At 63.7% G+C, this 20,012-nt stretch carries 25 protein-coding genes; 11 read left to right on the plus strand and 14 right to left on the minus strand.

Annotated elements, in window-relative coordinates; translation table 11 throughout:
- Nucleotides 1-26: 26 nt before the first annotated feature.
- From AC2FNA_RS03145 to AC2FNA_RS03155, 3 genes are read right to left on the minus strand one after another with little or no spacing between them, the layout of a single operon-like run.
- On the minus strand, nt 27-482 hold the full coding sequence (locus AC2FNA_RS03145) for a phage-derived protein YdaY family protein (RefSeq protein ID WP_164128628.1): 456 nt from the start codon (nt 480-482) through the stop codon (nt 27-29).
- A 2-nt stretch (nt 483-484) separates the two neighbouring features.
- Nucleotides 485-1,423, minus strand: coding sequence for a phage tail tube protein (locus tag AC2FNA_RS03150; protein WP_164128627.1), 939 nt, complete (start codon nt 1,421-1,423; stop codon nt 485-487).
- A gap of 24 nt (nt 1,424-1,447) precedes the next feature.
- Nucleotides 1,448-1,867 (minus strand): acyl-CoA transferase, encoded by a 420-nt coding sequence (locus AC2FNA_RS03155; protein WP_496824431.1) that lies wholly within the window; start codon nt 1,865-1,867, stop codon nt 1,448-1,450.
- 184 nt (nt 1,868-2,051) lie between these two features.
- On the opposite strand from AC2FNA_RS03155, the gene AC2FNA_RS03160 reads away from it, so the two are divergent.
- The 4 genes from AC2FNA_RS03160 to AC2FNA_RS03175 all read left to right on the plus strand — a co-directional run bounded on the left by AC2FNA_RS03160 (nt 2,052) and on the right by AC2FNA_RS03175 (nt 5,772).
- On the plus strand, nt 2,052-3,221 hold the full coding sequence (locus tag AC2FNA_RS03160) for an MFS transporter (protein WP_496824432.1): 1,170 nt from the start codon (nt 2,052-2,054) through the stop codon (nt 3,219-3,221).
- A gap of 81 nt (nt 3,222-3,302) precedes the next feature.
- Nucleotides 3,303-4,163, plus strand: coding sequence for a hypothetical protein (locus AC2FNA_RS03165; RefSeq protein WP_496824434.1), 861 nt, complete (start codon nt 3,303-3,305; stop codon nt 4,161-4,163).
- A gap of 238 nt (nt 4,164-4,401) precedes the next feature.
- Nucleotides 4,402-4,704, plus strand: a complete 303-nt coding sequence (locus AC2FNA_RS03170) for an SH3 domain-containing protein (RefSeq protein ID WP_496824436.1) — start codon at nt 4,402-4,404, stop codon at nt 4,702-4,704.
- Between the two features lie 276 nt (nt 4,705-4,980).
- Nucleotides 4,981-5,772, plus strand: a complete 792-nt coding sequence (locus AC2FNA_RS03175; protein ID WP_234184549.1) for an alpha/beta fold hydrolase — start codon at nt 4,981-4,983, stop codon at nt 5,770-5,772.
- 23 nt (nt 5,773-5,795) lie between these two features.
- On the opposite strand, the gene AC2FNA_RS03180 is transcribed toward AC2FNA_RS03175, so the two are convergent.
- From AC2FNA_RS03180 to AC2FNA_RS03210, 7 genes are read right to left on the minus strand one after another with little or no spacing between them, the layout of a single operon-like run.
- Complete coding sequence (locus AC2FNA_RS03180) at nt 5,796-6,428, minus strand: DUF6441 family protein (RefSeq protein ID WP_496824437.1); 633 nt, start codon at nt 6,426-6,428, stop codon at nt 5,796-5,798.
- Complete coding sequence (locus tag AC2FNA_RS03185; RefSeq protein WP_234184551.1) at nt 6,425-6,736, minus strand: head-tail joining protein; 312 nt, start codon at nt 6,734-6,736, stop codon at nt 6,425-6,427. The genes AC2FNA_RS03180 and AC2FNA_RS03185 overlap by 4 nt, the downstream gene beginning before the upstream one ends.
- Nucleotides 6,736-7,749: a major capsid protein gene (locus AC2FNA_RS03190; RefSeq protein ID WP_234184552.1), complete on the minus strand. Its 1,014-nt coding sequence runs from the start codon at nt 7,747-7,749 to the stop codon at nt 6,736-6,738. The genes AC2FNA_RS03185 and AC2FNA_RS03190 overlap by 1 nt, the downstream gene beginning before the upstream one ends.
- A 31-nt stretch (nt 7,750-7,780) precedes the next feature.
- The gene (locus AC2FNA_RS03195) at nt 7,781-8,146 is read right to left on the minus strand and encodes a head decoration protein (protein ID WP_234184553.1); all 366 of its coding nucleotides are present in this window, start codon (nt 8,144-8,146) and stop codon (nt 7,781-7,783) included.
- Nucleotides 8,147-8,152: 6 nt separating this feature from the next.
- Nucleotides 8,153-9,136 (minus strand): head maturation protease, ClpP-related, encoded by a 984-nt coding sequence (locus tag AC2FNA_RS03200; protein ID WP_234184554.1) that lies wholly within the window; start codon nt 9,134-9,136, stop codon nt 8,153-8,155.
- A gap of 4 nt (nt 9,137-9,140) precedes the next feature.
- Nucleotides 9,141-10,649 carry a phage portal protein gene (locus AC2FNA_RS03205; RefSeq protein ID WP_234184555.1) on the minus strand — a complete coding sequence of 503 codons (1,509 nt, stop codon included), beginning with the start codon at nt 10,647-10,649 and terminating at the stop codon, nt 9,141-9,143.
- Between the two features lie 5 nt (nt 10,650-10,654).
- A complete protein-coding gene (locus AC2FNA_RS03210) occupies nt 10,655-10,870 on the minus strand; it encodes a phage head-tail joining protein (protein WP_234184556.1) in 216 nt (71 codons plus the stop codon).
- A gap of 48 nt (nt 10,871-10,918) precedes the next feature.
- On the opposite strand from AC2FNA_RS03210, the gene AC2FNA_RS03215 reads away from it, so the two are divergent.
- Nucleotides 10,919-11,533 carry a plasmid pRiA4b ORF-3 family protein gene (locus AC2FNA_RS03215; RefSeq protein ID WP_234184557.1) on the plus strand — a complete coding sequence of 205 codons (615 nt, stop codon included), beginning with the start codon at nt 10,919-10,921 and terminating at the stop codon, nt 11,531-11,533.
- A gap of 10 nt (nt 11,534-11,543) precedes the next feature.
- Here AC2FNA_RS03215 and AC2FNA_RS03220 read toward each other — a convergent pair whose 3' ends face one another.
- Both AC2FNA_RS03220 and AC2FNA_RS03225 read right to left on the minus strand, forming a co-directional pair.
- A complete protein-coding gene (locus AC2FNA_RS03220) occupies nt 11,544-13,442 on the minus strand; it encodes a terminase gpA endonuclease subunit (RefSeq protein ID WP_234184558.1) in 1,899 nt (632 codons plus the stop codon).
- Nucleotides 13,357-13,953: a terminase small subunit, Nu1 gene (locus AC2FNA_RS03225; protein WP_234184559.1), complete on the minus strand. Its 597-nt coding sequence runs from the start codon at nt 13,951-13,953 to the stop codon at nt 13,357-13,359. Before AC2FNA_RS03225 ends, AC2FNA_RS03220 begins: the two co-directional genes overlap by 86 nt.
- Nucleotides 13,954-14,070: 117 nt before the next feature.
- Between AC2FNA_RS03225 and AC2FNA_RS03230 the strand changes: the two genes are divergently transcribed.
- From AC2FNA_RS03230 to AC2FNA_RS03245, 4 genes are all read left to right on the plus strand, one after another.
- Nucleotides 14,071-14,340, plus strand: coding sequence for a hypothetical protein (locus AC2FNA_RS03230; RefSeq protein ID WP_234184560.1), 270 nt, complete (start codon nt 14,071-14,073; stop codon nt 14,338-14,340).
- A gap of 96 nt (nt 14,341-14,436) precedes the next feature.
- Entirely contained in the window at nt 14,437-14,943 is a 507-nt protein-coding gene (locus AC2FNA_RS03235; RefSeq protein ID WP_234184561.1) for a DUF3489 domain-containing protein, read from the plus strand.
- A 75-nt stretch (nt 14,944-15,018) separates the two neighbouring features.
- Complete coding sequence (locus AC2FNA_RS03240; RefSeq protein WP_234184562.1) at nt 15,019-15,294, plus strand: type II toxin-antitoxin system Phd/YefM family antitoxin; 276 nt, start codon at nt 15,019-15,021, stop codon at nt 15,292-15,294.
- Nucleotides 15,295-15,302: 8 nt separating this feature from the next.
- On the plus strand, nt 15,303-15,614 hold the full coding sequence (locus AC2FNA_RS03245; RefSeq protein WP_234184563.1) for a type II toxin-antitoxin system RelE/ParE family toxin: 312 nt from the start codon (nt 15,303-15,305) through the stop codon (nt 15,612-15,614).
- Here the strand turns inward: AC2FNA_RS03245 and AC2FNA_RS03250 are convergent.
- On the minus strand, nt 15,550-15,846 hold the full coding sequence (locus AC2FNA_RS03250) for a DUF7220 family protein (protein WP_496824443.1): 297 nt from the start codon (nt 15,844-15,846) through the stop codon (nt 15,550-15,552). The genes AC2FNA_RS03245 and AC2FNA_RS03250 overlap by 65 nt on opposite strands.
- A gap of 16 nt (nt 15,847-15,862) precedes the next feature.
- On the opposite strand from AC2FNA_RS03250, the gene AC2FNA_RS03255 reads away from it, so the two are divergent.
- Complete coding sequence (locus tag AC2FNA_RS03255; RefSeq protein WP_496824445.1) at nt 15,863-16,426, plus strand: CIA30 family protein; 564 nt, start codon at nt 15,863-15,865, stop codon at nt 16,424-16,426.
- On the opposite strand, the gene AC2FNA_RS03260 is transcribed toward AC2FNA_RS03255, so the two are convergent.
- Nucleotides 16,396-17,643 carry a DNA modification methylase gene (locus tag AC2FNA_RS03260; protein WP_496824447.1) on the minus strand — a complete coding sequence of 416 codons (1,248 nt, stop codon included), beginning with the start codon at nt 17,641-17,643 and terminating at the stop codon, nt 16,396-16,398. The two genes, AC2FNA_RS03255 and AC2FNA_RS03260, sit on opposite strands and share 31 nt — an antisense overlap.
- 636 nt (nt 17,644-18,279) lie before the next feature.
- Here AC2FNA_RS03260 and AC2FNA_RS03265 point away from each other — a divergent pair.
- Nucleotides 18,280-19,926, plus strand: coding sequence for a tetratricopeptide repeat protein (locus AC2FNA_RS03265; protein WP_234184566.1), 1,647 nt, complete (start codon nt 18,280-18,282; stop codon nt 19,924-19,926).
- Nucleotides 19,927-20,012 lie beyond the last annotated feature (86 nt).

The raw sequence follows: 20,012 nt of genomic DNA on the forward strand, positions 1-20,012 counted from the left end.
CCAGCCCTCAAAAGTCAGCGGCTGGTTCAGCCGCGTCGGGCAGTCTTCGCACGCTTGCGCGCCGGCGCCGCAGGGTTCGCAACCCTCGCAGTAGCGCTCGCCCCCGCCGAAGGACCATTCGGCGAGAGCGCGGAGGCGTTTTTTTCCTGCTCCAGCAACAGGCCCTTGGACACGTAGGTCAGCTGGAAGGCCTCGAAGATCGGCCAGATGTCGAGCAGTGCGTCGATGGCCTCGGGGCTCGGGTCGATGGGTTTGCCCTCCGCATCGCCGATGCCTTCCCAGGCAAGCACCGCCCGCCGCGCCAGCGCCTTGGCGAAGGCAACAGCACGTTCCTCGTCGGAGGCCTCCTCTGGCACCACCTCCACCAACCGATCGCTTCGCGTCGCGACCATCAGCGCGGTGGTCAGCGGGCGCAGCTGCAGCCGGACGCCAGGCGCGAGGTCATGCCAGCGCGGCGCGTTGGTCAGGTCGAGCGTCAGCATTCTCAATATACCTCGATGTCGTTGATCAATGTTGCGGTGCACATCCGGCCGACGGCGCCGTCGCGGGCGGCCTGCCAGTCGAATGTGGCCTGCACGCCCTGCGGCCCGGAAATCTCGATCCGTGGCCGCGGCAGGTAGACAGCGTGCACGGTAAAGGTGAAACTCTCGCCCGAGGGCAGCACATAGGCGAACTCCATCTCGCAAGCCTCACCGTTGATCGCCTGCGTCACCAGCGTGCTGTCTGCAAAGCGCACCTCGATCGAGCCGGTCAGCGCCGCAATGGACGGGTCCGCGCCGTCGATCCGCCCGTCGCTGCGAATGGTCTCGATCCGGTCGAGGTTGTTGGCATAGGTGATGTCCGCGGAGACGACATTGCCGAGCGCCGAGCCGTTGCGGGTGACCTGTCCGTTGAAATGGCCGAACCGCTTCAAGGCAATGTCTGCCAGCGCACCGGCACTAGACGCCGTGCCCACCGTCTCGCCCTGTGCCACCAGCCGCACGGTCGCCGTTAGCAGCCCCGACCGCTGCATCTGCCAACTGAGTTGGTCGAGCACGCAGCCCGAGTACATCGCATAGCGCGGCACCTCCGGCATGCCGGTCTCGATGGAGAGGCTCGGCAGCGTCCAGGATCCGGACTGGAACGCATGCGTCCAGGGGCCTGTGCCCGTGGTCGTCGGTGCGCCGAAGGCCGCCTTCAGCCAGAAGCCGAAGGCCTCCGCGTCGAGCGGCACGACGACATCGCCGTCCGCCGTCACCGCGTCCTTGATTGGCGCCAGCGGATCGCGGCCGTAGCCCAGCAACTCCGAATTCAGCAGCGGCTGCTCGGCGCCGAGCGTGGTGCTGGCGAAAGGCATTTTCGTGAAACCGCCTGCCGGCGGCGTGCCATAAACAGTCTCGAACGCAAGCGCCATCTGCGCCCGCGCCCCTTGGGCTCGTGCCATTGTAGTCTCCTCGGGTTGTCGGGATCAGCCGAGCGGATCGGCCGTGGAATAGTGCAGCACCACCGGGATCACGGCTGCCTTCAGACCCGCCGCGCCCTCTACGGCCAGATCAACCGGGCGCGGGGCTTCCGCCTCGACCCAGTCGCAAAGCCCGCCCAGCGTGCTGTCGGCGGCGAGGGCCGTGCCGATGCTGGCGGTCAACGTGTCGAAGGCGGCATCACGGTCGGAACCCTGCACGACCGCCTCGATCTCGGCGCGGTGCTGGTAGTGGTAGGCCAATGGCGACAGCGTCACCTCGGGCTCGCCCGGCTCGCCGTCGCGCAGGATCAATAGGCCCTCGGCCGGCACGCGCTCGGGCAGCACTTCGCCGCGCAGGGCGGCGGCGGGCAGTGCCGAGAGCCGCGCGTGCAGCGCGGCGAGGATGGTTTCGCGTGGGGTGGGCATTGTTGTTCGCTAACCTGCAGAGACACAAAAAGTCGGGGCCGAGGCTGAAGCGGACCTATGGGAACTCAGCCTCAATCGTGCGCGAGGCCAAAATGCTTGCATGGCTCTCGACTTTGGACTTAGCGTGGCTGAGACACGCCGCAGATCACTTCACATCGCATCGTTGTCTTGGAGGATTTCTCGCGTGCCGAAGCGATGGGTTGTTCTGTTTGTGCTGTTTTTCGCCCGAACGGTCATGGCCATCCAGTTTCAGTCCGTGGCAGCACTGTCTCCGTTCATCATGGACAGCCTCGCGATAACGCTCACGGAGATAGGGATCCTGATCGGCCTCTTCTCGGGACCCGGTATCATTGTCGCGGTTGCAGGCGGTGCGGTTGCAAGCTGGTTTGGCGACAAGCGGACCGTCATCGCAAGTCTGGTGCTCATGGTCGTAGGCGCAGCGGTCTTCACGACAACGACGACACTTGCTTGGGCCGTTGCCGGTCGGATCATTTCAGCCGTCGGTGGACTGGTTCTCAACGTTCTGATGACCAAGATGGTGATCGACTGGTTCGCCGGGAGGAATGTTTCAACGGCTCTGGCGATCTTCATCAGCTCCTGGCCCGTCGGGATCGCGCTTGGTCTGCTGATACTGCCACCAATCGCTGCCAATTCGGATTTACGGACAGCCTGGATGGCCCTGACGATCCTCACCGTGGCGGCGCTTCTGCTCTTCGCCTTCGTCTACAAGGTGCCTCCCGGCGCGGTAGCCGGCAACCCGCGGATCAGCTTCTCCGCTCTGCCCTGGACGCCACTGGCATTCGCCGCAATTCTGTGGGGCCTCTACAATTGCGCATTCGCGATGATCTTCGGCTTCGGCACCCTTGTTCTCGCTGAGCGCGGCATGCCGGTCATCGCGGCCAGTTCCGCGATCAGCTTCTACATCATTGCCGGCGCGATATCGATTCCGGTCGGCGGATGGCTGGCGGATCGGACCGGACAGCCCGATCGGATCATCCTCGTCAGTCTGATTGGCGGCATGCTCGTATTTCCAGCAGTTCTTTACCTGCCAAACAGCTTCTTGCTCGCCGCACTTGTGCTGGGCGGCCTGCTGGCCGGGCTGGCGCCAGGGCCCGTGGTCGCCATGCCCGGCCTTATTCTTACGCCTGACATGCGCGCCTTCGGGACCGGCGTATTCTACTCCATCTACTATGTGCTGATGATGATCGCACCGGCTTTGGCGGGCGCCCTTGCCGATTACGTCGGTCATGTCAGCGTCGCCTTCGTTCTGGGTGCCGGGATGATGCTGCTCGCAATTCTTGCGCATTGGGCGTTTCAGCAAACAGCCTCTCCGCCGCAGGTCGCGGGATCATGATCCGGCCATCGCGACAGAAGAAGACAAAGCCGCTTGGCTCACAGGTCTGGCCCGAGCAATGACGGCTTGCGAGGAAAGGCTATGACGGACCGTGGTTTCGCAGAGACCGAGAATGGCAGGATCCTGGCCGGGATGGCCCGAGACTGCCGCATGATCTTTTTCACCGGGCTGCCAGCGTCCGGCAAATCGTTCTTTCTTCGTGCGCTCCTCTCGATTGCAGGGAATGCCGAGCGCCGCGTCCATCTGATGCGATGGGATGCGGGCCTGGCATCGTTCCAGACGGATGCAATCCTGGCACGCTACCCGGATGTCGCGGACGGAAGCCACCCGATCGTCCGAATGGCCGCCGGTTTATGGGGACGACAGGCCACTGCGCGCTGGCTGGACATGCATCCGGATCACGCGGACCTTCTTGTCGGAGAGGTCCCCATCGTCGGAAACAGGTTTTCCGAGTTGGTGAAAGTGCTTCCCGATGAGGTTGAGGCCGCCTTGGCATCGCAGGAGACGGTTTTTGTTTATCCGGTGCCGACCAGGGAGATGCGGGGAAAGCTGGAAGCCCTTCGGAGAGAAACCTTCGCAAACCCAAGGCACCCGGACGAAGCCAGGGATGCTCCTCCCGCCACCATGGATCTGGCCTGGAAGCTGACCTGCACGAAGTCCATCGAACTTGGGCTGGTCCAAGCGGCGGACGCCGAAAGCACGCCCGAATATGACGCGGCAGTGTATCGCCGGTTCTTCGACCATCTGCTGCAGCACCGGAACGCGCGGGCTCTGGATGTGGACATGTTCTATGCAAGCAGCGGATCACCCCACGATATTCAGGATGGCGTTTCGGAAATCTTCGCGACGCCTGGAGAAGTCGAGGACGCGATAGCCGCGATCGAAGCTGTCATGGACCCCGAAGCCGCCGCCCGAGCGGTCGAAAACTGGTATCGAATGTGATCTGTCTGCGGTGGCTGACGTGTCCCGCAAAGCCGACGTCACCGGATTTTGACCTCCGCCCAGTTCACCACAATCAACCCCGGTACGCAATCGAGCGCCCGCTCGACTTGGCGTTCGAGATCCAGTGGGTTTGGCAGTCAGATTGTTGCTAGAAGTCGAACCCTGCCATTGTGTCGATGTTTCTTTCATCCGGCTTACGAACTACGATCCTCATCGAGGCAGATTACAGGAGAAGTCGATGCGCAAAGCCATTTTCGTCGCACTTGCGGCGGTTTCCTTGGGAGCTTTCCTGAGTCCCAACCTTGCATCTGCCGCATCACTCGGGCGCTTCGAGGTTTCCGGCGTCGAAGGAGATGACATGCTCAAGATGCGTGCAGGCCCAGGAACCGGGTACCGCGTGATCCTTGGTCTGCCGAACGGTACCGTGCTGCGCGTCCACACATGCGAGCAAACCGGAGGCACGCGCTGGTGCAGCGTATCCCTTGAGCAAGCACGTGGGCTCAAGGGATATGTATCCTGGGCATACTTGCGGAAATTGTGACCGGAAGCCTCTGGCTCACCTTCGTGTAGACAAGCGGCCGTTGGCCGGCACGCGATCGGGCAGCACCTGACCGCGCAGGGCAGAGGCGAAAGCCGTGTGTGCAACGCGGCGAGGATGGTTTCGCGGGTGTTGGGCATTGTTTTTCGCTAACTAGCGGTGGCAGCCAAGGTCTGGTCGGAGCTCAAAGTTTCCCTTCCTAGATGAGTTGCAAATGATGGCTTCTAGAGCGACGTTTTATGATACGGGTTCTTGGGAGCTCCACAGGATACTGAAATCATGCTGCATCACAGGATTATTGGAACCGGCACACCCGTCATTGTGCTGCACGGTGTGACGCTGGACCTGAGATACATGATGGACGTCATGGAACCCGGCTTTCGCGGGAGCGGTGACTGGAAGCGCATCTATGTGGATATGCCCGGACATGGGCAAAGCCCCGCACGCGAGGACATCAGATCGCAAGATGATCTACTGAACTCCGTGCTGGACTTCGTGAATGTGATATTGCCAGGTGAGCCGTTTGCCATCGTTGGTTTGTCGCGTGGCAGCTACATTGCTCGTGGGCTGATGCATTTCATTCCGGACCGGATTTTAGGCATGGCATTGATCGTCCCTGGCGGCAACCCCTCCGCCGATCCTGCAAGGCTTCCTCCTGCGCAGGTTATTGAACGGGACACATCTATCGGACCGGAATTGTCTGACAGTGAGATCTGGGCACATGAAAACCTTTTTGCCGTCCAGCGATGGGACATTGTCGAAAAGAGGCGACAGATCGTTATCCCCGGTCTCGACGGTTTCGACGTGGAACAGGAAGCACGTGTGAAAAGTGCCTTTGACTTCAGCTTCGCCGAAGAAGAAGAGGCAACGACCGTGACGGTGCCCAGCCTAATTGTCGTCGGGAGACAAGACAGCGTCAGCGGCTATCTCGATGGCATCGATCTGATGCACAGGTATCCGCGAGGGACGCTCGCAGTATTGGATACCGCTGGCCATGGTCTTGGCTGGGAACGTCCAGAAATATTTCAGGCACTGGTGCGGGATTGGCTGGATCGGTTGTCGCGCGTCTGACCGCTTTGTCCGAAGAGCCACCATCACCGAATTTTCCCCTCCACCCACCTCGCCACGATCAGACCCGGCACACTGTCCAACGCCCGCTCGGCATCCCGCCCCAGATCCAGTCGCTTCGGCAACCTGACCTGCGGCACCAGCAGGAAGATCGGCACGGTAGCCCGCCCGCGGCCGGTCTTCGACCGTGACGCCACGCCAAGACCCCGGCTGTTCAGCCGCCCCTCGGCCACGAGCAAGCTCGGCCCGTGGCGGCGATAGACAAACCGCAACCGCAACCCGCGTCGCCGTTCCCATTCACCGGGCGTAATCCGGCCACCCCGCAGGGATTTGCCCGCGGCGGGCAGCGGGATCGCCAGCCAAAACCCGTCCTTCGAGTGGATCAGCGGCCCCGTGTCATGCGCACCGATGATGACCGGCGCCTTCGACCAGACCAGCGCCGCGGCGTTGAGGCTTTCGCCCGCCTTGGGGAAGGTCTGGTTCCGGATCGAGTTCGCCAGCCGCCCCCCGAGCCCTGCTTGCGCGATCTGCCCGCGCCAGGCGGTCTTGAGCCCGGTGCCGGCCTCGCGCATGGCGGCGGTCACGGCCTTCTCGCCCGCTTTCACCTCTGCCGCCATTATCGCGACGATATCGGGATCGATGTTCAGTTTCAGTTTCATAATGGACGCAATTCCACTGTCCAGATCAGCCGTTCGCGGTCCCGAACGGGCTCGCCCTGGACGAGGAAGGCCTCCCCGTCGATCTCGATGCGATCACCGGGACGCGGGCTCGGTACCTCGGCGAGGCGCAGATCCAGCCGGGTGGTTTCCGACCAGAGCCGCGCCTCGCCGAAGCTGGTGATATCGTCCGGCCGCCGCAGGATGGCGCGGATGAGCTTCGGCGCGCCGCCCTCGGCGGTATAGACGACGTCCCGCGCGAGATGCGCATCCGCGAAGAGCGCGTCGAGCGCAGCGGCAAAGGCGCTCATCAGGTCCGCCGGGCCTGTCGCAGCACCTGCGGCCGGGTGCAGATCGGCAGAGGGTTCGACTCGATCTCGAGCCGCACCCATTCATCGCGGTCCCGGTCGGGAATGGTGCGGGCGTAAAGCGGCAGGCCGAGCGTGTTGACCGTCTCGAACGTATCCGCCGGCGCGTGGTAGATCTCGAAGAGCCCCTCGACGCCTTCCGGATAGAAGTAGGCCTTGTCCGTCGGCACGCCAAAGGCGGAACTCCCCCGGTAGCGGCGGAAGGTGATGCCGCCGAAGCTGACCTCGTCGGCCACGCGCCCCCGCAGATCGGCCGCGGCGGCGGTGTTGAGATAGGTCTCGCGCACTTCCTTGTGCGCCACCAGATCGGCAAAGAAAGCCGAGCCACATTCCGCGCGGACCTGCACCGCGCCCGCGGCCAGTCCGCCGAGACTTTCCTCGACGCTCTCGATCAGCGCCTGGCAGCGTTTCCTGAGCGCGCCCGAGGCCGGGCTCGCGTTGTCGAGATCGAAGTCGATCTCGGCCACGGGCGTGATCCCGAACTCGGCGGCGTAATCGATGACGGTCGCGCCGTCCTTCGGATCCTTCACGATCCCCTGGATGCCGTTCAGGAAATGATATTCGAAGGTGGCTTCGGCATCCTGGCGCAGACGCCGCAGCCGGTGAGCCACCTCGGTCTGCACCTGCTGGGTCGCCGTTTCCGAGCCGAAGTCGCGCACCGACTGGATCTCGGAGGCCCAGAGCACATCCTGCTTCTTGAACTGGCGGCAGACGAAGGCGCGCATGTTGCGCCGCTCGGGCACCTGTTGCTCATAGGCCGAGCCGCGTTCGGAAAACGGGATCAGCGACAGCGTGCCGTCGCGGCTTTCGATCACAACGGTGCGGGAGCGCACGCCGCGGGGCGAGAATAGGCCGGAGCCCGAGAGCAGTGCGGGCTTGAACGGGATGTTTTCCAGCGCGCGGGTAAGCTCGATGACCGAGAAGGCATCGGCCTCGAAGATGTCCATGGTGGCCATGGTGCGATCCTTTCGGGGGAAGGGTGTGAGGTCAGCGGGTGAGAATGCCGGCCGCCAGCAGCGCGGTGTGCGCGGCGGTGATCTCGGGATCCGTCGGCGTGCCCGCGAAGACGAGGTCGTGACGGTTGACGATGGCCGGGCCACGCACGAGTGCCACGGCCGGGACATCGCCCCCGCTGGCATCCGCCTTGCCCCAGAGCACCGCCACGGCGGTCTCGGTGCCATCGACGGCGGCCGGGTCGTGGGCGGCGTATTTGCCCGAGGCGGTGATCTTGCCCAGTACGGTTCCAGGCTCGAGCGTGCCGCTAGCCACGGTGATGGTCTCGCGTGTGTAGTCGCGGAAGGCCTCCCAGACGAGGAAGCCGCCGGGATGGGGGGTCTCGGTGAGCGTGGGCATTTGGATTTATCCTTTCTGTCGGAAGGTGCGGGCGATCACATCGCCCCAGGGTCTTGCGGTTGGCCCCGGCCCGGGCTGGGCATGGGCGGGGAAGATGTCGGGGTCGGTCTGCGCCTTCGCGGCCAGCAACGCCGCCCGCACGGCATCGAGGCTGGCATCCTCCTCGAGGAAATGCCCCGCCCTCTGCGGCTGCCCCGCGAGTCGGCAGAGATCGATCACGGCCCGGGCATGGGCGATGGCCTCCGCCCGGACGATTGCGGCATCAGGAGTTGCGTTGCCTTCCGCAACGGAGCTTGCGGGCTCGGGCACCGGAAGCATGGCATCGGCCTGGGTGTTTCCGTCCGGAACACCCTCGGGCGGGGTCTCGGCTGTCTCGGCGGGTTCCACAGGCTCTGCCGCGGCCTCGACCACTTCCGGCGGCGCATTGCGGAAACGCGCCATATCGAAGGCGGCAGCAAGTTTCACGGGCGCGGCGATGCGGTCGATGAAGCCCAGGTCCAACGCCTCCTGCGCATCGAGCCAGGTCTCCGCCGCCATCAGCAGGGCAATCTCGTCCTCGGGCTTGCCGGACTTGGCCACGTAGCCCGAGACGAGGCTGCCCTTCACCTTGTCGAGCGCCTCGGCCATGGCGCGCATGTCCCCGGCCGTGCCCATCACCAGCCCCGAGGGATCATGGATCATCAGGAAGGCGTTTTCCGGCATCACGATCGTATCGCCCGCCATGGCAATGTAGGAGGCAGCCGAAGCCGCGATCCCGTCGATCCAGACGGTGATGTCACCGGCATGGCGCTTCAGCGCATTGTAGATGGCGACCGCATCGAAGACCGAGCCGCCGGGACTGTTGAGGCGCAGATCGACCGGCGTGCCCTCGGGCAGCGCACCCAGCTCGGCCAGGAAGCCCTTTGCCGTGACGCCATAGGCGCCGATCTCGTCATAGATCAGCACTTCCGCGCCGGACGCCCGGGCGCGGATCGTGTACCAGGATTTCATGGGATCACTCCTGCTCAGCTGTGGTGGACGAAGCTCTGCCGTCCCCAGGGGATGTGTCTGTGTCGGGCGCAGCTGTCGGCGTGGCCCGCGCGCCCTGCGTCTCGCCCGGGCTTGTGCGGTAGATCAGACCCAGCTCGGCGGCGCGCGCGGCGTCCGCGGCGTTCTCGCGGTCCACTTCCTCGATGTCATAGCCGGTGGCCTCGACCACCTTGCGCCGGGAGGTCAGCCCGGCCTCCATCGCCAGCACCTGTGCCTGGATGTCCTTCAAGGGATCGACCCAGTCCCAGCGTGGCGGGATCCATTGCACCGGTCGGACGCTCGCCGTGTCGCCAGCGTCGATCGCGCCGGACAACACGGCCGTTTCCAGCCAGCGCCGCCAGATCGGCCGACAAAGCTGATGGGCAATGACCCCGTGCTGCAGCTGTCCGATGCGGCGGCGGAACTCGACGAGCTCGGCTCTGAGGCTCGAGTAGTTGGCCTGCCGGACATCGCCGGTGACGAGGTGATAGGGCAGACCCAGCGAGGCCGAGACCGCCAGCAAGGTGCGGTACTGGAAGGCCTCGTAGCTGCTGCCGACATCAGCGGGCGCCGAGAACTTCACATCCTCGCCCGGCAGCAACACCTGCATGGTGCCGGGCTCGAGGCTGGCGATGGCCGAGCCATCAAGATCGGCCTCACTCTCGCCCATCATGGGGTCTTCCGGCGCGGTCTTGGTGATGAAACCCGCGAACATCGCTGCGGTCTTCTTCCGGTCGAGCTCGGCATCGTCGTATTGGTCGAGCAGGAAGAGCCGCACCATCGCCGGGGCCACATGCGGCAGGCCCCGGATCTGGCCCGCATCGATGGGCCGGTAGATGTGCAGCACATCTCCAGCCGGCACGCGGACCGTCTCCGGGATCACCGCGCCCATGTCGGTGCTGTCACCGGGATGGCGGCGGCGGAAGTGATAGGCGACCCGCCGCCCTATGGCATCGAACTCGATCCCGCAGCGGATACGGTTGCCATTGGCCGCCGTTTCCGTTGTCTCAAAGGGCAGCATTTCGGATTGCAGGAGCTGCAGTTGCATCGGCACCAGCAGCCCATCCTCGGCGCGCCGCGGGCGCAGGCGAACGAAGCATTCGCCGGCGACGAACATCTCGCGCGCCACCATGGCCTGCAGCCCGTAGAAGTCGGTCAGACCGTCGGCATCGGCCTCGTCGGTCCAGGCGAGCCACAGCCGCTGGACACGGTCGCGCAGATCGGCGTCTCCGATCAGCGAGGACGGCTTGATCCCGTCGCCCACGAGGTTCGCGGCAAAGGCCTCGCAGGCGTTGGCGGCATAGCCGTTGGTCACCACCAACTCGCGCGAGCGTGCCAGCAGGCGCGGGCCACCGGAGGCGACCAGCGCGTTGATGTTCTCCAAAGGCGGGTTCCAACCCCTGAGCCGGCGTTTCGCCATGGCGCCTTCGAGACGGGCGCGCATGGAAGAGGGGCCGTCGGTGGTCCGGCGACGAAAGCGATCGAAGAGACCCATGTTGATCAGAGGCCCTTTGTCGTCGTCACGCGCACATGGCGCACCATGCGTCGGCCCTCGGCCGCGGCAATCTCGCGATCCAGCGCCTCGATGGCCCGGTCGATCTCGCCCAGGCTGCGATAGTCGACCGTCTTGCCGTCATAGCTGACGCGGGCGACACCGGAGGACCGCTGTGCGGTCAGTGCGTCGCGCCGGGCGCGGAGGTCCGTGATTGTGGCCATGGCCGTCACCTTGTTATGTTGCCGCCAAACCCAAACTCAGGTCGCGCCATGTCCCAGAAAATCGCCAGGATCAGAATCGCGCTCGCACATCTCGAACCAACGATCTGGCGGCGGGTCGAGGTCAGCCTGACGACCAATCTCAGGGCGCTGCACGAGATCATCCAGGCGGTCATGCCCTGGGAGAGCTATCACCTCTATGACTTTCGGATCGGCGACCGTGTCTATGGCGAGCCCGATCCCGAGGATGCGCTCTGGGGTCGCAAGATCTACCAGGCCAGGAGCATGCGCCTCGGCATGCTCGTCGATCGCGGGGTTACGGAGTTCCTCTACACCTACGATTTCGGCGACGACTGGCAGCATCGGATCCTGATCGAGGAGGTCACCGACGCGGTTCCCGGCACCGACTATCCCACCTTCGTTGATGGAGAACGCACCGCGCCTCCGGAAGACGTTGGCGGTCCGAATGGGTTCATGGACTTTGTCGAAGCCATGGCCAGGCCCCGTCATCCGCAGCACCGGGACATGGTCCGCTGGTATGGCGGTCCGTTCAATCCGGTGGATTTTGGCGCGGCACACATCGCGGCCAACCTTCGCACCATCGCGCTGAAGCGAAAGGCGTCCCTGGAGGCCTTCGAGCGCAGCCGCAACAAGCGGCTGCACTGAACTCTGTCGCTCACCCCATGTAACTCGATCGCGCGACGCGGCGGACATGTGCCCTGCGGGTCGGTTGCTGTGTCGTGACTGAGGCGTTGTCCCTGGTGTCGTTGACCGCGAACTGCGCGGCCAGTTCCTCCCAGCGGGCGTCCGACCAGCGATCGGCCCCGAGGATCCAGGCGGCCGCGCGGGCGTAGACCCGACAATCGAGCGCCTCGTTGCGCTCGCGCAGCTTCTGCCATTCGAGTTTCGCGAACCCGCGTTTGGTCTTCACCGTGACCAGTTGCTCGGCCGTCAGCTGTTTCAGCCATTCGGCGTCGATCCAGCCCGGCAGATGGATGAAGCCAGGAGGAAACCGCTCTCCATCCGCCGGGCTGGACTCCACCCGCGGCTCAAGCCGCAGGAAGCGATATGTTTCCGCCTTGAACGTGGATGTTGCCACAGACCAGAGCCGCGCGCCACGGCGCAGGCGTTTGCCACCGACCGTGGCATCCACGAAGGTCGGACCTGTCACCGGACTGGCGCGGTTGAAGCCCTCGAGGCCCTTGACCGGTGCGACCTGCGCAAAGCCCACCTGCCGCGCCCAGCCATAGACGGCGGCCGTCTCGTAGCCCGTATCGATCGCCAGCCGCGCGATGGTCATCGGCGTGCCGCTCGCATGAGCCCAAGTCCGGCCTAGCAGGCCCGAGAGTTTCTGCCAGCAGGCCGGATCCCCCGGGCCGCCCTCTATCACGATATGATCGATGAGCCAGCTCTGCAGGCCCTTGCCCCAGGCCCAGACATCGACCTCGATCCGGTCCTTCTGCACATCGGCCCCGGCGGTGAGGAACAGACCACCTGCCGGCACCGTGCCCGCACGCCAGTCTTGCTTCAGCCCCAACAGCCGCTGCCAGTCCGGGGCCTCGCCGCTTTCCATCCAGGTCTCGCCCAGCGAGGTGTTGACGAAGGTCTTCATCGTCTCGTCCCCACCAGCGCGGGCAGACAGAAACGCCCTGGACATGGCCTCGAGCCGGACCCAGGGCGAATAGATCTCGTTCAGATGGAACCCGGCGGTTCCGTCAAACGGGGCTTCCGCAATCCAGCGACCCTTCGAGATCGCAGACCAGCGGGTCTCATCCGTCCAGCCCGCATCACAGTCTACGCAGTGGTAGCGGGCCGTTTCCGGACGATGACTGCCATCCTCCGCCTTGTCCCATTTGACCTGCTCCCAGGTCAGCACCTGTTCCGCCCCGCAGCCCGGACATGGCACCCAGAACCGGCGCTGGTCGCTTTCCTCGAAGGCTGCTTCGATCCGGCTCGCGCCCTTGTTCGTCGGCGTCGAGACCAGCACGATCTTGCGGTTCCAGAAGGTCACCGTGCGTTTCTTCGCAAGGTTGACCGGGTCGCCCTCGGCGCCCGCACTGAACGGATAGCGGTCCACCTCGTCGCAGAGGAGCAGCCGGATCGGCCGGCTTGCCAGACCCGAGGGCGCATTGGCGCCGACGATGGTCAGATGCCCGCCCGGGAACCGCTTGTGCAGGATCTTGTTGTTGCCATCGCGGGATTTCGGGTTGGCAATCTTGTCCTGCAGACAGGGCGTGTCCCGCGCCATCGGCGAGAAACGGTCCTTCGACCAGGTCTCCGCGTCCCGCTCGGTCGGCATCACCACCATGATCGGTGCCGGGTCGTGGTCGATATGGTAACCGACCATGTTGAGGATCGACTCGCTTTTCCCGATTTGACTGCTCGACATGATCACGACGGTTTCCGCCGCCGGATCCGAGATCGCATCCATGATGCCGCGCTGGTATTCCGCGCGGCTGGTGCGCCATTGTCCGGGCTCGGCGCTGGCCTCAGAGCTCAGCCGCCGGTTCTGGTCCGCCCAGGCGCTGATCGTCAGGTCCGGCGGGGGCCGCAGCACCGCCAGGGCCTTCTCCACCGTCCGTTTCAGGATCGGCGACCCCCTCAAGGTCAGTCTCGGTCTCGAGTTCAATGTCTGGCTGCGCGAGATCATCGAGCACCTCGCGGATCGCAGTTCGGATCAGGGTCCGGGTGTCTCCGACGGTGGGTTGGTCAAAAACCTGCGGCGCCAGCCGGTCCGGCAGTGCCAGCAGGCGGGTTCTCAGAAGGGCCAGCACGGCAATCCAGGCCGCCTCGATCTCATCGGCCGCGATCAGCGCCCGGCGCCTTTCTTCCGCCTCCATCTCGGCGAGATCGGCCCGGGCCCGAATGAAGCGGGCCCGTTCGGCGGCATAGTCAGGTGCCCCGGCCTGCGCCTTCAGCGCCTGGTCCCGCAGGTAGCGGACATAGCCGCGCACCGAGCCGATCAGGTCATATTGCCCGCGCTCGGCCTTCGGGATCACGCCCTCCCGGCTCAACTGCTGCACCCGGCGTTCGGAGAGATCCAGGAGCCGCGCGATCACGCCGATGGGTTGGGCCGCCGATGACATGAGATGATCCCAATGCTCCGATCAAAGCCATGATATTGCTGCGATTATACTGGATGTGCCTGCGTACCAGAGCGAAGCTGATGAAAGGACAACGACACAGCCCACGGAGCCAGCCCGATGATCCGCCTGAACCCGCAAACAACACCCCGCCACGACCTCCACGCCGAAAAGGCCCGGCGGAACCGGGAAGCGGCATTGGCCGCCTTCGTCGCAAAAAAGGCCGAGATCGACGCAATGCTCGCCCGCCTGCAGGCGCTGAGCGATGACCACTTCGGCTTCGACCCGGACGCCATCAACTGGGGCAGCGTCGGCTCCATCGCCAGCGTGGCCGATGACCTCGCACAGATCACCGACTTCCTCTTCGGCGAAGGCGAACACGCAGAGTGATCTCCAGCCCAGCCGGAACTCTCGCCGCGCTCCCTGCGTGGCTTGGGGTCGTAGGAGGGGCGCGACGGTCGCGGCCCCGCATACGGAGACGACCCCGTGACCAAGCTTTCCGATACCCAAGCCATCATCCTCAACTCGGCGGCACAGCGCGAGGACCGCATCGCACTGCCGCTGCCCGAGAGCCTGCGCGGCGGCGCCGCCGCCAAGGTGGTCAGCGCGATGCTGGCCAAGGGCCTTCTCGAAGAGGCCGAAGCGGACATGCGCAAGGGCGATCCCGTCTGGCGAGAGACCGGCGACGGCCATGGCGTCACGCTGGTCGCCACCGGCGCAGGCCTTGCCGCCATCGGTATCGAACCGGACACCGCCGCTGCCCCCGAACCCGCGCCGAAGACGCGCGCACCGCGCACGGGCACCAAGCAGGCCGCGCTGATTGCCATGCTGCGCGCGCCCAAAGGCGCGACCATCGAGGAAATCACCGCGGCCCTGCAATGGGCACCGCATACCGTGAGGGGCTTGTTCGCAGGCACCCTCAAAAAGCGCCTCGGCCTCGAGGTCACCTCGGAGAAGGTCGAGGGACGCGGGCGCGTCTACGCCCTGCGCTAAGCGAGGCACCTCTCGACGCGCATCGAGTTTCGCACTATATTCGCATTGAATTCGATGCGTGCCGGGAGGTCTGCCATGAACATCACCAAGGACATCAGCCCGTTGACGGAGTTCAAACGGGATTCGGCGCGTCTGATTGCCCAGATCAAGGAGACCGGTCGGCCGCAGATCCTGACCGTGAACGGCAAGCCCTCGGTCGTCGTGATGGATGCGGCCGCGTGGCAGGAGATGCAGGACCAGCTTGATTACGCGGAAACCGTAGCCGGCATCCGCAAGGGACTGGTGCAGGCCCGCGCCGGTGAGGGCACCGATGCCGGCCAATTCTTCGACACTCTCGCCAAGTCCGACTGACCGCCGCCATGATCGAGGCGCTGCCCGTGATCATCACGCAGAATGCGGCGGATGATCTGACCGCATCATGGATCTGGCTGCGGGATCGCAACCCAAGGGCGGCCGAGGATTGGCTGGCGGGGATACGCCAAACCATTCTGGGTCTTGGCACGATGCCCTCGGCCCATCCCATCGCACCCGAGGCGCGGGAGTTCGATCAGCCGATCCGACGTGCGCTTTACGGCAAGGCAACGCGCTGGCGGATTTACTATGCTGTCATCGATGGGGCGGTGCAGGTTCTCCATGTCCGCCACGGTCGCCGGAGCGACTGGCAACCCTGATCGTCTCGAACACCCGCCGCAGCAGATAGGACCGGACCAGGCTCACTCCTGTGAATATCCCGCCCATCGACAGGTTCTGTGCCAGCGTCGTATGCAACCCGAAGATCGGGAAGATCAGGATCTGCGTGACGACCGCGACGCCATAGCCGATCACCACATTGGCTATGGCCTCAACCAGTGACATCAGGCGCGACTGTCGCTGCGCCGAGGGACTTGCGCAGGCGTCAGCCATTCCTAATTTTCCATTCATGCAAGACGACATGCTTTCCCCGACCGTCGCCCCAGAGATCATCGACGATCTCCGCTTTGACCCGCCACTCGCCGTGACCGGCAATGGCTGGGTGCTGGTGTCCGATCGGGTCATGGGCGGGGTCTCCAATGGCGCGGTGACCCGGGAAACCATCGCCGGCCGGGAGGCCATCCGCATGACCGGCGGTGTGAGCCTGGAGAACAATGGCGGCTTTCTCCAGGTCGCCCTTGATCTCGGCGAGGCAGGCGGTGTCGTGGATGCGAGTGCCTGGGACGGCATCCGGCTCGATGTGTTTGGCAACAACCAGACTTACAACCTGCATCTTCGGACGTCGGATATCCGCCGCCCGTGGGAGTCCTACCGCCAGGGCTTTCATGCCCGCCCCGAATGGACGACCGTGTTCCTGCCGTTCGGAGATTTTGCACCACATCGAACCGAGCGGCCACTGAACCTCAGCCGACTGCGGCGCGTGGGTCTTGTTGCCATTGGCCGGGAGTTCGAGGCGGACGTGGCGATTGCCGACATTCGCTTCTATGCCGCGTCTGACGCACCAGGCGGCTGAGCGGTCGAGATTTCGTCGAAGTTGCGCCCATCCCCATCCAACACGGCCTGTTTCCCGGTGAACTTCTGCCAACGCTGGACGGCCACATCGACATAGGCCGGGTTCAGCTCGATGCCGTAGCAGACGCGGCCCGTGGTCTCGGCTGCGATCAGCGTGGTGCCCGAACCCATGAAGGGCTCGTAGACCGCCTGACCCGGGCTTGAGTTGTTCAGGATCGGCCGACGCATGCATTCCACCGGCTTCTGGGTGCCATGAACGGTCTGTTCGTCCTGGTCCTTGCCCGAGATGTGCCAGAGCGTCGTCTGCTTTCGGTCGCCTGCCCAATGGCCCTTGCCGGATTTGCGGACGGCGTACCACGCCGGTTCATGCTGCCAGTGATAATCACCCCGGCTCAGGACCAACCGGTCCTTGGCCCAGATGATCTGCGACCGGATGGTGAAGCCGGCGAGTTCGAGGCTTTCCGCCACGGTCGCTGCGTGCAAGGCGCCATGCCAGACATAGGCGACATCGCCGGGGAACAGCGCCCAGGCCTCGCGCCAATCAGCGCGATCATCGTTCAGCACCTTGCCGGTGCGCCTGGTCTTCGCGGCGCCCGCCTGGTTGCGCCAGGACGGGTCATATTCCACACCGTAGGGTGGGTCGGTGACCATCAGAAGCGGCGAAACGCCGTTCAGCACCCGCTCGACATCCGTGGCGACCGTGCTGTCACCGCAGAGGAGCCGATGGTTGCCGAGGACCCAGAGATCTCCGGGCCGGCTGATCGGATCCTCCGGTGTTTCCGGAATGTCATCTTCCCCGTCCTGCGGGCCGGTGCTTTCGTCGAGGCTTGACATCAGCCCGTTCAACTCATCGTCGGTGAAGCCGGTCAGCCCGAGGTCAAAATCCGCCTCCAGCAAATCGGCCAGTTCGAGGTTCAAGAGGTCCTTGTCCCATTCGGCATTCTCGCCCGAGCGGTTGTCCATGATCCGGAAGGCGCGGGCCTGTGACGCGGTCAGCCCCTTGGCGACATGCACCGGGGCGGTCTTGAAGCCGAGCTTGCGCGCGGCTTCCAGCCGGGTGTGTCCGGCCAGCACGACCATCGCCTCGTCCACGACGATCGGCTGCCGCCAGCCGAACTCCTGGATCGAGGCAGCGACCGTGGCGATGGCCTGCTCGTTGCGCCGGGGATTGCGCGCATAGGGAATGATCTGCTCCAGCGGCAGGTCGACGACGTCCATGGTGATGTCCTTGGAGATGCTTGATGCACGAAACGGGTCTGGTCCGCAAAACGAAATGGGGTACACACCCCGTTTCGGTTCAGGCGGGGGGCTCGGGCCTTCAGGCCCTTGTTTTATTGGCTTTGAGCGCAAAGCGAAACGAAACGGGTGTTTTTCAGGGTGTCACTGGGAAAACGTCGCGCCTCGCCCGCCCGAATACAATTCTCGACAGGAAGGACCCGTTCAATTTCAGTGGGTTAGGTGTCTCACGAATTCGGATGGAGAACAGTTTGTGTGATCAATTGCTCCCCGCTCGCCTTCTGCAAGCTCCTAATTTGATCACGCCTCCGCATTTCTCACGCTTCGTGCCATCTTACCCGTTTCTAGCCCATCTCTCGCGAGAGGTCTCGGCTTGCGGTGTCTCACCGGAAATTGTGTCGGGCGTTCGATTTTCGTTGACATGGCCTACGCTACCGTCTCGCGTCCATCGATCTCGGCGCCAAACAAGTCATTGGAGCGAAACCCGGAAAAAACAACACAGAGCCCACAGCAGCCAATATGGCATTCGTATGCCCACAAGATAACGAAGTTGCATCGGCCCTTTGGAAACAAGAGTTGTCGTCGTAGGATGGAACAATTGGATGGAGGGACAGTGCGATGGAATATTACGATCTCGGGACCTACACCCGGAAAGTGACAACAGTCTCGGGCGAAGCACAGCGTTGGTTTGACCGAGGCCTCGCCTGGACCTACGCCTACAACCATGAAGAGGCGATCGTGTGCTTTCAAAACGCCGTGGCCGCCGACCCTGGTTGTGCCATGGCGCATTGGGGCATCGCCTACTGTATCGGGCCAAACTACAACAAACCGTGGGAAGCATTCGAAGAAGAGGAAAAGCCTGACTGCATAGAGCTGGCCAAGTCTTCCATTGAGACGGCAATGTCGCTGCTAGACAGACTGACACCCGTTGAGCGGGCCCTGATCGAAGCCATTCCCGCGCGCTATCCTGCATCATCGGATATTGAGGATTTCAGTCCTTGGAATGATGCGTTCGCCGACGCGATGCGAAAAGTTCATGCCGGGTTCAGCCAGGATCTGGATGTTTGCGCGGTACTCGCCGAGTCGATCATGAACCGGACACCTTGGCAGCTTTGGGATCTACCGACCGGAAAACCGGCCAAAGGGGCTGACACTCTGGAAGCCATTTCTGTGCTCGACACGGCTTTTGACACGCTTCCCGGCGCGTGGCGCCACGCAGGGCTCCTGCACATGTATATCCATTTGATGGAGATGTCGCCGCACCCTGAGCGAGCGCTTCGTCACGGCGACGCGCTGAGCACATTGGTACCCGATGCGGGGCACCTGCTTCATATGCCGACCCACATCGACGTTTTGTGCGGAGACTATATGAACGTGGTACTGCGAAACGAAGCTGCCATCGTGGCGGACCGAAGGTTCCTTGAGCGCGAAGGCCCAGACAACTTCTATTCCGTCTATCGGTGCCATAATTACCACTTTAAAATCTACGGCGCGATGTTCCTTGGGCAGCCCACAACTGCACTGGAAGCGGCCGAAGAGCTCATCGAAACCTTGCCGTCGGAGACCCTTCGTCCAATGGCGGACTGGTTCGAAGGGTTCATACCGATGAAACAGCATGTCCTGATCAGGTTTGGACGATGGCAGGAAATTCTGGATCAGGATCTACCGGCGGATGAAGAGCTCTACTGTGTAACCACCGCCATGATGCGCTATGCACGTACAGTTGCATTGGCAAACCTACACAGGATCGCAGACGCCGAGCGCGAAAAGACAGAATTTTACAATGCCCTGGCACGCGTCCCCGAAAGCCGCATGCTTTTCAACAACACGTGCCGCGACATTCTGAAGGTTGCCGAGCAAATGATGCTGGGTGAACTCGCATATCATAAGGGAGAACACGAAGCCGCTTTTGGTCACCTGCGCAAATCGGTGGAGATAGACGACAACCTCCCCTACGATGAACCGTGGGGATGGATGCAACCCACCCGCCACGCTCTAGGCGCCCTTCTTCTTGAGCAGGGCCAGATGGAAGAAGCTGAAGCGGTGTATCGTGCGGACCTTGGTCTGGATTCAACGCTCAGCCGGGCGTGTCAGCATCCGGGAAACGTTTGGAGTCTGCACGGCCTGCACGAGTGTCTCACCCGACGCGGCGAAACCGTTGAAGCGTCCCACATCAAACTGCAACTGGACAAGGCCGTGGCTCGCTCCGAGGTGCCCATCAAAGCATCCTGTTATTGCAGGCAGAAAGCCTTGGCTGCGGAATAGTCACTCGTGGAACGGCCCCAAGGCCAATCACAACGTCTTCATCATGCGCGCGCCAGCCATCCGATCGGTCCGCAGCTAACGAACGG

Source organism: Ruegeria sp. YKSD163 (assembly GCF_059612905.1).